At 59.7% G+C, this 14,007-nt stretch carries 6 protein-coding genes; 3 read left to right on the top strand and 3 right to left on the bottom strand.

What is annotated here, in order from left to right; genetic code table 11:
• Positions 1-30: 30 nt before the first annotated feature.
• From ACMV18_RS14400 to ACMV18_RS14390, 3 genes are all read right to left on the bottom strand, one after another.
• A complete protein-coding gene (locus tag ACMV18_RS14400; protein WP_420818407.1) occupies positions 31-576 on the bottom strand; it encodes a hypothetical protein in 546 nt (181 codons plus the stop codon).
• Positions 577-637: 61 nt separating this feature from the next.
• Positions 638-1,909, bottom strand: a complete 1,272-nt coding sequence (locus ACMV18_RS14395; protein ID WP_420818406.1) for a TolC family protein — start codon at positions 1,907-1,909, stop codon at positions 638-640.
• Positions 1,910-1,988: 79 nt separating this feature from the next.
• A complete protein-coding gene (locus tag ACMV18_RS14390) occupies positions 1,989-8,759 on the bottom strand; it encodes a cadherin domain-containing protein (protein ID WP_420818405.1) in 6,771 nt (2,256 codons plus the stop codon).
• Positions 8,760-9,078: 319 nt separating this feature from the next.
• Between ACMV18_RS14390 and ACMV18_RS14385 the strand changes: the two genes are divergently transcribed.
• The 3 genes from ACMV18_RS14385 (at position 9,079) to ACMV18_RS14375 (ending at position 13,923) form a co-directional block, all read left to right on the top strand.
• Entirely contained in the window at positions 9,079-9,741 is a 663-nt protein-coding gene (locus ACMV18_RS14385; protein WP_420818404.1) for a response regulator, read from the top strand.
• 5 nt (positions 9,742-9,746) lie between these two features.
• On the top strand, positions 9,747-11,537 hold the full coding sequence (locus tag ACMV18_RS14380; RefSeq protein WP_420818403.1) for a hybrid sensor histidine kinase/response regulator: 1,791 nt from the start codon (positions 9,747-9,749) through the stop codon (positions 11,535-11,537).
• Between the two features lie 91 nt (positions 11,538-11,628).
• Complete coding sequence (locus tag ACMV18_RS14375) at positions 11,629-13,923, top strand: NADP-dependent malic enzyme (RefSeq protein ID WP_420818402.1); 2,295 nt, start codon at positions 11,629-11,631, stop codon at positions 13,921-13,923.
• Positions 13,924-14,007 lie beyond the last annotated feature (84 nt).

Raw genomic sequence — 14,007 nt, 5'->3', positions numbered from 1 at the left:
CAACACCCCAATTGCGCCACTACAAAGCATTCATGCAGTTGCCACTACAAAACTTCCGCAAAAATGTGCATAAGTCGTTGATTCACATGGAAGCGGCTTCACCAAAAACGCGAAATCGGCATTTTGGTGTCGAACTCGGGGGTCATACACTTGCATGCTGAACAACGACGTGCCGAGGGTCAGCAAGTTGCATACGGCGGTCGCAACGCCTGCTTCCAAGAAGATACGCCGGTGCTGACGCAGCACATGCTGGATTCGTTCAAACGCCGATGGCTGGCAGGACTCTCGATGGGCACTCCGATGGGGCAGACTTACCCACTCCTGAATGCTGGCCTCAGCCACCACTTGCTCAAGGCCATCGCACGTCTCGGCCATCCACAGCCCATCTGCAGCTCGGCCCTTTAGCAAAACAGGCGCACCCTCCGTAAGCCACGCCACCGCAGGCAACCACTCCGGTGACAAGGCCATGCCCTGCTTCGGCAAACCGTCGAGCCCCAACCTCTGCCAATGCTCGACGAATTGGGCACGCCCTTGCACAACAGCCCCGCCCGCCGATGCATCATCGAAACGGGCCATGTCAACGTGCTGACCCACCAACTGGGCTGCACGGGTCATCAAATGCTTCATACCCAAAGATTCATGGTTGGGGCATCCCGCCCGTCTGCATACCAGATGCGTCCAACAAACGTGCCAAACGCCACTGGCCCGTCAGCACTTGCAAGCTCAACACCGCGCTACTAATCTGGGCTTTCACATCCATGACCGCCAACTCAGATTGAGTCGCTTCACGCACGGCATTCAAGACATCGATCCAACTTTTTCGACCTGCCGTGTATTGTCGTGCGTAAGACTGCGCAACGTCGGACGACATGGCCATCGATGCCTCGGCGTTCGACAGTCGACTGCCGGCGGCCACCCAATCGTTCCATTGCTGCATCACTCGTTCTCGTAGCGACCGCTCGGCCGCCATGCGAGATTCGCGGATTGCATCTCGACGCGCCCATGCCATGTCCACGCTAGCAGATGTGGACCAACCAGCACCAGGCTGCGCCTGCAACACCAACATACCCGAGTTATCCGTGATTTGATTGGCACGCGCATGTTGCAAACGAAAGCTCACCTGAGGCCACCATGCTGAACGCTTCACCGCCACATCCGCCTCTGCGGCAGCCTCCTCGTGCCGCAGGCGATTCAGCGTAGGGGAATTCGCCAGCGCGTCGGACACCAACAACTGGGCATCGACAGGAGGCTGCTGCGTGAAAGCGTCAACAGGCCCCACACTTTGCACCGATTCACCCGCCAATTGATTCAGTTGCAGCAATGCATTTTGACGGGCTTGTGCCATGACCGACACATCGTTTCGAGATGAAAACAACCGCGACGCGGCCAAACGCTGATCAGCCGTCGAGCTGACTTCTTGTGCAACCCGTCGCTCAATCATGGCGTAGAGCTTTTCATGCTCTTTCATCCCCGCTTCGGCGAAGCGTTGCCGACTTTGTTGGCGATCAGCCTCGACCACAGCTGCCACCACCTTGAGTGCCAACTCTTGTGCCGCTTCTTCCACCGCTGCAGCGGCAGCCAATTCGCGCGCCTCTGACGCGGCGATTTGTCCGTCAATTCGACCACCCGCCCACAAGGGTTGATCCAATCGAACCGAACCGGTGCCATGCCCCGTGCTCGTCACCTCGGCCGATGGCGTCGGAAAGCGCTGCCACTTCGCTCCTTGCCTGTCGGCTTGTGCTGCGGACAAATTGGCGCGCTTTTCTTGCATCAACGGATGAGAGGCATAGGTCCGTTGGAGGATCTGGTCAATCTGCCAAGCAGACTGCGCAAATGCAGCGTGCATCACGCCACACCCCAACACGCACACCACAAAGGACTGGGTCCACCTCACGTAACGGTTCCCCATAAAACACTTCATCTGCATTCAAAAAAGAACCGTCCGCAAATGCGGACGGTTGCTCATTGCTTGAGAAACGGACAAAACCTCAAACGTGCGAATGCCAGATCCCATTGGCATTGAGATACAGCTGAGACAGCGTCACATCACTCAACACCAGGCCGTGCTGCGCGACCCCGCTGCTGGCGTCGCCGTCGTACATGACGAGCGTGTCTGTCCCAGTTGTCGCATTGACGGTAAAGACCTTCGTGGTGGTGTTGTAAGTACCCTGCACCGCGAAGAAGCCCTGGTCCGTTGCCAAGCCATTGGTGGGGGCCGAGCTGCCCATGTACTGGCAAGCGATGTTGCTGCCCTCGGGCCCGCGAATACTGAAGCTTTCACTCGTCCCCAAATCGACGATGCGATCGACACCGTTCGCAAAGGTGAACGTGTCACCACTGTCCAAAATGCCATTCGACCCCAGAGTCATGCCTGTGCTGGCAACCCCGTCGCCTTGAAAGGTCTCGAACTCATCGTACCCGGCACCACCTTGCATCAGATCAGCACCAGCCCCCCCGACGATCCAGTCTGACCCAGCGTGGCCGATCAAGGTGTCATTCCCTGCACGACCTTCCAAGTCGTAATCGTTGCTCGCACTCAGGGCACTCAGGTCAATCGTGTTGTTACCGCTGCCACCCAAGGCCGCACCACCCCACGTGTCAGCGGGATCGTAAGTCAGCGTATGTCCGACTGCATCCGAAATACCCGTGGTCGCGTCAGTACCATCAAAGGTCATCAACACCCAGTGGTCAGCGGCAACCGACTGACTCATCGACAACGTCAACGTGGCGGTACCAGACCCACTCACACCCGACTTCAAATCGCTTCCTTGTCCATCTTGATAGAGATGGATTCCCAAGCTACTCGTCGCGGTGACACTTTCCGCAAAGGAGAACGTGAACGTGCTGCCGGCAAAGGCGTACCCAGTGGGCTCAGGCATCCCTGCGTCTGCCAGTTGAACAACGTTGGCACCTGCGCTGGTTCCCAGCGTGACACCTGTCACCTGGCCCAAGGCCACCAAGGTATCCGCAACGTCTTGCCCCGACACTGCACTCACGCCCGTATCTTGGAAAATCAACAAGCTGTCGGCCGTGCCATCCGAATTGGAGTCATACGCAAAACCAACGGTATCGCCTGCATGTCGAATGTTGGCCGACAGATAGGACACCGCATCGTGCACGTTGGCCGCATTCACCGTGATCGCGGTGCCGGTGCTGCTCTCAAACGTCAAAATCCCACTGGCAATGCTGTGCTTGGCAAATGACCCGACATCTGTGCCATCCACATGGCTGGCGTTGGCTGCGATGACCTGCGATGGCAAAGCCAGGATGTCGTGATTGGCAACCGTGGTTGACTTGGCATCAAACCCGCCACCACCGGTTCCCGGCTTGATGATGTCCCACGCATTGATCGTGCTGTCTCCCACCGCGTCAATCACAATGGTGTCTCGTGAGTAAGATGGCCCACCTGATGAGCCCTCCACCAGCACAATCACATCGGAACCATCACGGCCTTTGAGCGTATCAGCCCCGCCGCCGTCAATCAGCTTGTCATTTTGTTGCGTCGCGGTCAACACGTCCGCCCCTGCATTGCCGTACATCACGACCGGCAAGTAGGTGCCGTATCCATCCAAATCCACCGTCACAGTCCCAGACTGACTCTGTGAGCCCGAGATGAAAATTTCTGCAGCAGCATGATTGCCCGCAACATCCGTTAAGGTGCCATAGCCCCCATTCAAACGAATACGCACAATGTCGTTGGCAGCCAATGTTTGACCCGTCAAATTGAAAGTGAGGGTCGAACTACCGCTGTTCGCGGCGGTGAACGCATTCGAATTTCCCCAACTTTGCAGGGTCGGATTCACCTCAATCGACATCCCACTGACGCTGTTACCAATCGGGGCCGTCATGGTTTCGTCGAACGTCAGTGTGATCGTATTCGTGCCGGCGTCGAACTGGGCGCCCGTAATAGATGGGGCAACACTGTCAACGGTCGCGGCATTAAAGGTCGTCGTGGATGTGTACACGAGACTTGCAGACAGCCCGCTGGAGCCTGTGATAGCCCCCCCATTCAATTGCAAACTATTGGACGGTACCGTGATGCCATCCGCATCCAATAGGCCGCTTTCAGGGGTGTAGCCAAAAATCAGTTGCTGCCCGGATGTGTAGAGATATGTCGCGTACTTCGTATCGGTTCCGATCAAAAGCGCTACACGTGGCACACCGCCCGTTGTGTCCACAGTCACAGACTGATCAAATGACACGGACACTTGAATTTGTTCACCAGCCGAGTATGCGCCACCAGGAATATTCAACCCGTTGATAGCAGGTGGAACATCGATCACATTGTTCACTGCGACTTGAACGGATTGTTGCGTCGACAGACCTGCTCCATCGCTGGCTGTGACGATCAGATCATAGGTATTGTCATGACCCGCATCTTGCGGAGACTCGTAGTCGGGCGCGACCTTGAATGACAAATCGCCGGAACCACTGATCGTGAACAAACTGGCATCCGTTCCAGACAGCCCGTAACTGATCGTCTGAACCGGGCGGTCCGCATCGGTTGTGGTGACAGTACCCACGACCTTCGAATTCTCATCCAGGCTGAACGTCGCCGATGACGTAAAGACAGGCGCAAATTCATTGACCGGCGTCACATTCACCGTCACGGCTTGCGCGATGGTCGTCACGCCATCGTTGGCACTGACCGTGATGTTGTATCCATTGTTCGTGCCGTCGTCTGTGGGGGCTTCGTAATTGGGTGCCGACTTGAACGTCAACGCACCGCTCGACGGATCAATGTCAAACAAGCCTGCATCGACGCCACCTGTGATGCTGTAGGTAACGGCCGTCTCAGACACGGCCACCACAGTCCCGGCGCCCTGGCTGTTCTCGGCCGCGCTGAAGGTGCTGCCCGAGGTGAACGCCAAGGCCCCCACATCGGTCACCGTCACCGCAATCGCTTGCGTATCGATGTTTACACCATCGCTGACCTGCACGATCACGTCGTACTGATTGTCCGTCCCGTTGTCCGTCGGCGCCTCGTAATTCGGTGCGCTCACAAACGACAACGCCCCCGTCGACGCATTGATCGTGAACTTCGCTTGGTCGGCCCCTCCTGCAATGCTGTAGGTCAAAGCACTGCCAGTCCCCACGTCCGCATCGGTGGCCGTCACGGTGGTGACCGCCGTCGTGTTCTCCTCAACACTCACCGATGCCGTACTGGCGCCGCCATTGCTCGAAATGCTTGGTGTGTTGTCATTGGTACCAGCCACCGTCACCGCAATCGCTTGCGTATCGGCGTGCACCCCATCGCTGACCTGCACGGTCACGTTGTACACATTGTCAGGGCCGCTGTCTGTCGGCACCTCGTAATCCGGGGCATTCTTAAACGACAAGGCTCCGGACGATGCATCAATGCTGAACATCTCCCGGTCAACACCGCCCACAATGCTGTAGGCCAACGTTGTGCCGGCGCCCGTGTCCGCATCCGTCGCCGTCACCGTGGTGACCGTCGTCGCGTTTTCATCCACCGTCACACTCGCCGACGTCCCGCCGCCGTTGCTGGTGATCACCGGCGCAAGATCGTTCACCGGCGCCACGGTCACGGAGATCGCTTGGTCCAACGTGACACTGCCATCGTTGGCTCGCACGGTCACGTTGTACACATTGTCAGGGCCGTTGTCCGTCGGCGCCTCGTAATCCGGGGCATTCTTAAACGACAAGGCTCCGGACGATGCATCGATGCTGAACTTCGCCGCATCGGCCCCGCCCACAATGCTGTAGGTCACAGGATTTTCTGATCCAGCTGCAACGACACCCACACTGGTCACATTCTCATTCACACCAAAACTCGCGGCCGAGGTAAACGCCAAAGCACCAACATCGTCCACCGTTACCGCAAGCGTCTGCGAATCCGTGTGGATGCCATCACTCACCTGGACGACCACGTCGTACACATTGTTGGACCCAATGTCTGTCGGCGCCTCATAATTGGGCGCGCTCACAAAGGACAACGCCCCCGTCGATGCATTGATCGTGAACTTGGCTTGGTCGGCCCCTCCTGCAATGCTGTAAGTCAGGCTACTGCCCACCCCCACATCTGCATCGGTAGCCGTCACCGTGGTCACAGCCTTGGTGTTTTCGTTGATGTGGACCGACGCCGTATCCCCCCCCGAATTAGATGTGATCTGGGGCGTGTTGTCGTTGGCCGCCAAAATGGTGATGGCGAGAGACTGCGTATCCGTGGCGACACCGTCGCTCACCTGAACCTGTACATCGTAGACGCGATCTGTTCCAGCGTCTGTCGGCACCTCGTAGTCAGGCGCAGCATTAAAGATCAAGGCACCTGTGCTGGCGTTGATCGAGAACTTGCTCGAATCAGCACCGCCCGAAATGCTGTAGGTCAAACTGGAGCCGTCTGCATCGGTTGCAGCCACCGTGGTTACAGCGGTGACACCCTCTGTCAGTTGCAGTGCAGCACTTGACCCACCTCCATTGCTCGTGATCAACGGGGCGTTGTCGTTCACGTTGACAACCGAGACCGCGATGGCTTGTGTGTCGCTCCGGGCGCCATCACTCACCTGCACCACAACGTCGTACACGTTGTTAACACCAACGTCCGTCGGCAACTCGTAGTTAGGCGCTGCCTTGAAGGTCAGCACCCCGGTATTGCCATCGATGCTGAACTTGCCTGCATCGTTCCCACCCGCAATGCTGAAGGTCAACGGGCCGCTGCCGATACCAACGTCCGCATCTGCGGCACTCACTGTTGTGACAGTGGTGGCATTTTCATTCACCGACACCGCCGCAGTTGCCGCACCACCGTTGGAGGAAATAACGGGGGCATTGTCATTCACCGCCGTGACCGTGACCGCTACGTCTTGCACGTCGGCATGCACGCCGTCACTGACACTCACCTGAACGTCATAGACGTTGTCGCTGCCGCTGTCCTGCTTGTTTTCATAATCGGGCGCATTGATGAACGACAATGCACCGGTCGACGCATCAATGGTGAACTTGGCCTTATCTGCCCCACCCGAGATGCTGTAGACAAAGGCTGTGCTTTGGTCCGCATCGGTCGCTGTCACGGTTGTGACCGCCGAACTACCCTCTGCCACCGACACGGCAGCGGAGGCACCACCGCCATTGCTGCTGATTACGGGGCTGTTGTCGTTGGCATCCGAAACCGTCACCGCCAAAGCCTGCGTGTCCGTCCGCTCGCCATCGCTCACCTGCACCACCACGTCGTAGACGTTGTTCGCCCCCACGTCCGCAGGCGACTCACGATCTGGCGCACCAACGAATGCCAAAACGCCCGTCTCTGGGTTGATGGAGAACAGGGTGGCGTCATCACCACCCACAATGCTGTAACTCAATGTTGTGCCGCGGTCCGCATCGGTCGCCGTGATTGTCGTGACCGCAGTGGCGTTCTCGGTCACCTGCAGCGCAGCCGTCGCACCGCCGTCATTGGACGTGATAGTGGGCGCAAATTCACTGACTCCCTCCACCGTGATGGCAATTGCTTGCGTCACTGCTGTGGTGCCGTCTGTCGCCTGCACCGTCACGTCATACTGATTGTTGGCGCCACTGTCTGTAGGCACCTCGTAATCCGGCGCGGCCTTGAAGGTTAACCGGCCTGTCGCGGAATCAATGTTGAACAGGCTTTGATCGGCCCCGCCTGTGATGCTATAGGTGACGGAACCAGTGTCCGACACAGCTGACACAGACATCACCGCCATCGTATTTTCTGCGACGGAAACGGCAGCCCCAGAAACGAAAGTCGTCCCCGTCACATCGGACACCGTCACGGCCAGTTGTTGGGTATCTGTTTTGGCCCCGTCACTCACCTGCACGATCACGTCGTACACATTGTTCGCACCAGTGTCCGTTGGCACCTCGAAATTTGGCGCCGCAGCGAACGACAACGCGCCAGTGGTTGCATTGATGACGAACTTCGCGGCATCAGCGCCCCCGGCAATACTGAAAGTCAAGGCGGCATCATGATCCAAATCGGTGGCCGTCACGGTGGTCACGACAGTGCTGTTTTCTTTCACAGACACAGCGCCACTGCTCCCCCCTCCATTGCTGGTCACCACTGGGTCAAATTCGTTAACGCCTGTGACAGAAACGGCAATCGCCTGCGTCGCCGTCGTGGATCCATCACTGACTTGCACCACCACGTCATAGACGTTATCAAGCCCCACATCTGCAGGTGCCTCCTGGTCTGGCGCGACCTTCAAGGCCAATACACCCGTGGACGAATTGATCGCAAACTTGCCGGCGTCAGCGCCACCCACGATGCTGTACGTCAGCGTTTCACCAGCATCGGCCTTCCCTGTGACCGTCGTGACGAATGTCGTGTTTTCAGCCAGCGACACATGCGCCGATGATGCCCCGCCATTACTGGTGATGGCTGTTGTGGTGGGCGCCGGCGTCGAGGACCCTCCGCCACCGCCCGACGCAGCCAAGCCAACGGCTCCAGCCCCTCCCGCAACCCATGCCCACGTCGGAATCGACGCGGCAAACGATGCACCAGCACCAGCACCAGCACCAGCACCAGCACCAGCACCAGCACCAGCACCACTCACGATTTCTGCCGACACATCAGGAGCGCTTCCCGCTGTGGCTTGCGCCATCTGCCAAGTCTCGCCCAAATTCTCCTGCGGCTGACTTGCTGTGGCCGATGCGAGATCCAACGATTCCTCTACACCTTCGGTCGCAGCATCAAGCAACTTGTCTTGCCGACCGCGAACGTGCGGCTGCTTGAACTGATTGTTACCAGAGTCGCCTTTGTTGTTACCGCTCTTGATAGCCACGAGAACTCTCCTGTGTGCAATGGGTGTAGGTGCCTCCAAGTTATCAGAACGTTACAAAATGACACCCCCCCCCAAAAGAAGGGATTAGCGTTGTTTCAGGAGCTGACTTGACCCAACTCAAGCCGTCATCCCACGTGGCGCCGTAAAGAAAATCGCCCGTGCGTCACACGACGCACGGGCGACAGAGACCCTGAGCAGCTGCCTTTGATGATAGGAAGGCTGATTTTTGTGCGAAATGGCCGTGAATGCAATCAACCAAGGCCCCAATTCCCTTAAACGATGGTTTACCTCGTCACCGAACGGTCGCTAACATGTCGGCATGAATCCCAGCCTGCGCGTCCTGATCGTTGATGATCACCCGTTGTTTCGTGAGGGTCTGTGCAGCCTGCTGAAGCGGCTGGCACCTCAGGCATGCCTGACGCAGACGTCATCCATCGACGACGCCTTGACACATGCCCCGGATCGTTTTGATCTGGTGCTGATGGACTTGCATCTGCCAGGCACCGAGGGGCTGGATGGCTTGCTGCGCATGAAGGCGCATTACGAGTCCGCTGCCGTGGTCATCATTTCCGGCGACGAGTCACCCGTCACGATCCGTTCTGCCATCCAGCAAGGCGCCTCGGGCTATATCCCCAAGCGCACCGATGTCAATGTGACCATCCAGGCCTTGCAATTGGTGTTGGCGCACGGGGTCTACCTGCCGCCCGAAGCCATGCTGGTCAGGCCCGCCGATACCCCGCCGCCGCCTAGCTCGCCCATTGAGCCGCTCAGTGAGCGGCAACGGGCCGTGTTGCGCGGCTTGCTCCAAGGCAAGCCCAACAAGGTCATCGCCGCCGACCTCGGCTTGGCGGAGGGCACGATCAAGGCCCATTTGTGGGCGGTTTACCAGGTGCTGGGCGTACAGAATCGAGCGCAGGCCATGTACCGTGCGCACGAATTGAATCTGTTTGGCGCTTTAGGGCCTGAACGCACCACGCTGTGAAGCCCATGACCGCAGCCACACCGCCCGAACCCACGCGATTTCAGGCGCCGACACGTCCGGTGCCGCTGAATGCGGAAGTCGAGGTCCTGGCGTTGATCGCGCGTCAGGCGCACAAGGTGCCTTGGCCTGTGGGGTTGGCGGCCATTTTCGTGCTGGCCATCACCTGGCATCAGGTGCCGCATGCGGCCTTGCTGATCTGGACCGCCGCCGTCATTGGCATGCAGATCGTGAGGCGGTCCGTGCTGCCCGGCCTGCCATCCCGCGCCATGAGCCATGCCGCACGCATGCGCACTGCCATCTGGCTCAGCGGCATCAACGGTGTGGCGCAGGGCTCTGCCGTGCTGTTTTTTTACACGATGACCGACTTGCAGCGCGCCATCGTGTCCATTCTGCTGTCCGGGATCACCGCGGGCGCCATCGGCACCACCAACGGGCATCCACGCATCTACAACGCCTTTGCCTACCCTGTGATGCTGGGCTTGACGCTCAGTTGGGCGCTGTCGCCTCATGCCGGCGCGGTTTGGTGGATTGACGCGACCATGTCCTTCCTGTGCCTGGCGTTCCTGATCGTGCAAAGCGGGTTGGCACGCGACCAATACCGCTCCCTGTCCGAGTCGGTGGCCATGCGCAACGCCCAGATGCAGCTCAATGAGCAACTGCGTGGTGCCTTGCAAACGGCTGAGGAAGCCAATGCGGCCAAGACACGTTTCCTGGCATCGGCCAGTCACGACCTCCGGCAACCCCTGCACACGCTGACCCTGTTCAGCGCGGCCCTGCAGCAAAGCCCCGAGCTACCAACCTCGGCCCGCGAGATCGCTCAACACATGGATCGCACCATCCGCAATCTGGGTGAGCAACTCTCCGGCTTGCTGGATCTGTCCAAACTCGATGCGGGGATTGTGGAGGCACGCCGGCAAGTGTTGCGGCTGAGCGAGGTCCTGCGCCCCATGACGCAGGAATACGCGGCCGAGGCAGACAGCCGTGGGCTGACGTTCACGGTTCAATGCGACGACAGCCTGTGCATCGACAGTGACAAGTTGCTGCTAGGTCGTGTGATTCGCAACCTGCTGGACAACGCCTTCAAATACAGCCAGCACGGCACCATCACCGTAACCACGCAGCGACAGGGCGACCGGGTGGTCATGGCCATCAAGGACGAAGGCTGCGGCATCCCGCATGCCATGCAACAGCATGTCTTCGAGGAGTTCTTTCAGGTCAGCAACCCCGAGCGGGATCAACGCAAAGGGCTGGGGTTGGGCCTGTCGATCGTCAAACGCCTGTGCTCGCTGCTGCACATCGACATGGAATTGTGGTCAGAGCCCGGCCTGGGCACCCGGGTCGTGCTCTCGCTGCCCGCGGGCGACGAGGCGCGCTTGCCACGCATGCACCACGAACCCGCGCTGCCCTCGGCCTTACCTGAGTTGAACGTGCTGGTCGTGGATGACGAAGCCGACATTCGGCTGGCCATGCAAACGCTGCTGCGCACCATGGGCTGCACACCCCTGCTCGCCGATGGCACGGAAGCTGCGTTGCAGATGGCCAGCGCCACCCCACCAGACATCGTGCTGGCCGATTTCCGGCTTCGCGGTGACGACAGTGGCCTGCAAGCCATCCAACAACTCCGCATCCAACACCCCGGATTACCCGCCTTGCTCATCAGTGGCGACGTGGCCCAGGATCGATTGCAACAAGCCCACGCAGCCGGCCTGCGGATGCTGCACAAACCTGTGACAGCACCCGTCTTGCTGCAGGCGATCATTGAAACCTTGACCGAGTCGGAACCCTCCCAGTCGTAACGGATTGCGTCACGCACCGAGCAGGTGCCGCGCGAAGTTCCTAAAATCGAGGTCCGTCGGTATCCAAAAGCCTCACAAAGGCCCAACAAAGATGACAACACCCGAACAAAAACGCGCTGAACTCAAAAAGGCGGCGCTGGAATACCATGAGCGCCCTACCCCCGGCAAGCTCGCCATCACCGCCACCAAACAGCTGACCAACCAGCGCGATCTGGCGCTGGCCTACTCGCCCGGCGTGGCCGCCCCCTGCGAAGAAATCGTCGAAAACCCGACTGCCGCCTTCAAATACACCAGCCGCGGCAACCTGGTCGCCGTGATCACCAACGGCACCGCCGTGCTGGGCCTGGGCAACATTGGCCCCCTGGCGGCCAAGCCCGTGATGGAGGGCAAGGCCGTCCTGTTCAAGAAGTTCTCTGACATCGATGTGTTCGACATCGAGATCGACGAGAAAGATCCGGACAAGCTGGTCGAGATCATCGCCTCGCTGGAGCCCACCTTCGGTGGCATCAACCTCGAAGACATCAAGGCCCCCGACTGCTTCTACGTCGAGCGCAAGCTGCGCGAGCGCATGAAGATTCCTGTCTTCCACGATGACCAGCACGGGACCGCCATCGTGGTGGGCGCCGCCCTGCTCAACGCCTTGAAGGTGGTGGGCAAGGACATCAAGACCGCCAAGCTGGTGACCTCCGGCGCCGGTGCGGCCGCCCTCGCCTGCCTGGGCCTGCTGGTCAAGCTGGGTGTGCCCCGTGAAAACATCTGGGTGACCGACCTCGCCGGCGTGGTCTACGAAGGCCGCACCGAACTGATGGACCCCGACAAGGCCTTCTTCGCGCAAAAGACTGACCAACGCAAACTCAGCGAGGTCATCGAAGGCGCCGACATTTTCCTGGGCCTGAGCGCCGGCGGCGTGCTGAAAGCCGACATGGTCGCCAAGATGGCGGCCAACCCGATCATCTTTGCGCTGGCCAACCCCACGCCCGAGATCCTGCCAGACGAGGTCAAGGCCGTGCGCGACGACGCCATCATGGCCACCGGTCGCTCGGACTTCCCCAACCAGGTCAACAACGTCCTGTGCTTCCCCTACATCTTCCGCGGGGCACTGGACTCGGGCGCGACCACCATCACCGATGAGATGGAGATTGCCGCCGTTTACGCGATTGCCGAGCTGGCGCAGGCTGAGCAAAGTGACGTCGTGGCGGCCGCCTACGTGGGCGCCAACCTGAGCTTTGGCCCCGAATACCTGATTCCCAAGCCCTTTGACCCCCGCCTGATGATCAAGATCGCGCCGGCGGTGGCCAAGGCGGCCGCCGACTCCGGCGTGGCCCTGCGCCCGATCACCGACTACGTGGCCTATGGCGAGAAGCTGCAAAGCTTCGTCTACGCCTCGGGCCACACGATGAAGCCCATCTTCAGCGTGGCCAAGCGCGCCAAAAACAAGCGCATTGCCTACGCCGAGGGTGAAAACGAAGGCGTGCTGCGTGCCGCCCAGATCGTGGTCGATGAAAACATCGCCCGCCCCACGCTGGTCGGCCGTGCCGAGGTCATCACCCAGCGCATCGAAAAGTTCGGCCTGCGTCTGCGCGCCGGCATCGACTACGACATCGTCAGCACCGAAAACGATCCCCGCTACCGCGAGTACTGGCAGACCTACCACCAGCTCACCGAGCGCAAGGGCGTGACCGAGCAGATGGCCAAGATCGAAATGCGCCGTCGCCTGACGCTGATCAGCTCCATGCTGCTGCACAAGTGCGAGGTAGACGGTCTGATTTGCGGGACCTGGGGCCAGACCAACATGCACCTGCAGTACATCGACCAGGTGATTGGCAAGCGCGAGGGTGTCAAGACCTACGCGGCCATGACCGGTCTGATCCTGCCAGGTCGCACGGTCAACATCCTCGACACGCACATCAACTACGACCCCACGGCCGAGCAGCTCGCCGAGATCACGATCATGGCGGCCGAGGAAATGCTGCGCTTTGGTCAGCGTCCCAAGGCGGCCCTGCTGTCGCACTCGAACTTCGGATCGAGCAACCAGCCATCGGCCATCAAGATGCGCGAGGCACTGGCCCTGATCCAGCAGCAAGCACCCTGGCTGGAAATTGATGGTGAGATGCACGGTGACACGGCGCTGGACGAACCCTATCGCCAGCAACTGATGCCCCGCAGCACCCTCACCGGCGAAGCCAACCTGCTGGTCTGCCCGAATGTGGACGCTGCCAACATCGCCTACAACCTGCTCAAGGTCGCGGCGGGCAACAACATTGCCCTGGGCCCGGTCTTGCTGGGTGCGGCCAAGCCGGTGTGCATCCTCACGCCGTCGGCCACCGTGCGCCGCATCGTCAACATGACGGCCATGACCGTGGCCGATGCCAACGCCGGCCGTTAAGCGCTCACTTGAAAAGTGCGTGGGCTTATAGCACACGCCGTCAAGCCCTCAGAAAAAGGCCCCGGTTTACCGCATTTCAGCGGG

The organism is Aquabacterium sp., from assembly GCF_048860245.1.
GTDB lineage: Bacteria > Pseudomonadota > Gammaproteobacteria > Burkholderiales > Burkholderiaceae_C > Aquabacterium.
Note: the sequence above shows the minus strand (reverse complement) of the source record. Positions and strands in the feature narration are given on the sequence as shown.

Excerpts from the sequence above, each read along its gene's own strand:
- ACMV18_RS14380 (WP_420818403.1), top strand. The coding sequence starts at position 9,747 with ATGACCGCAGCCACACCGCCCGAACCCACGCGATTTCAGGCGCCGACA.
- ACMV18_RS14385 (WP_420818404.1), top strand. The coding sequence starts at position 9,079 with ATGAATCCCAGCCTGCGCGTCCTGATCGTTGATGATCACCCGTTGTTT.
- ACMV18_RS14375 (WP_420818402.1), top strand. The coding sequence starts at position 11,629 with ATGACAACACCCGAACAAAAACGCGCTGAACTCAAAAAGGCGGCGCTG.
- ACMV18_RS14395 (WP_420818406.1), bottom strand. The coding sequence starts at position 1,909 with ATGGGGAACCGTTACGTGAGGTGGACCCAGTCCTTTGTGGTGTGCGTG.
- ACMV18_RS14400 (WP_420818407.1), bottom strand. The coding sequence starts at position 576 with ATGGCCCGTTTCGATGATGCATCGGCGGGCGGGGCTGTTGTGCAAGGG.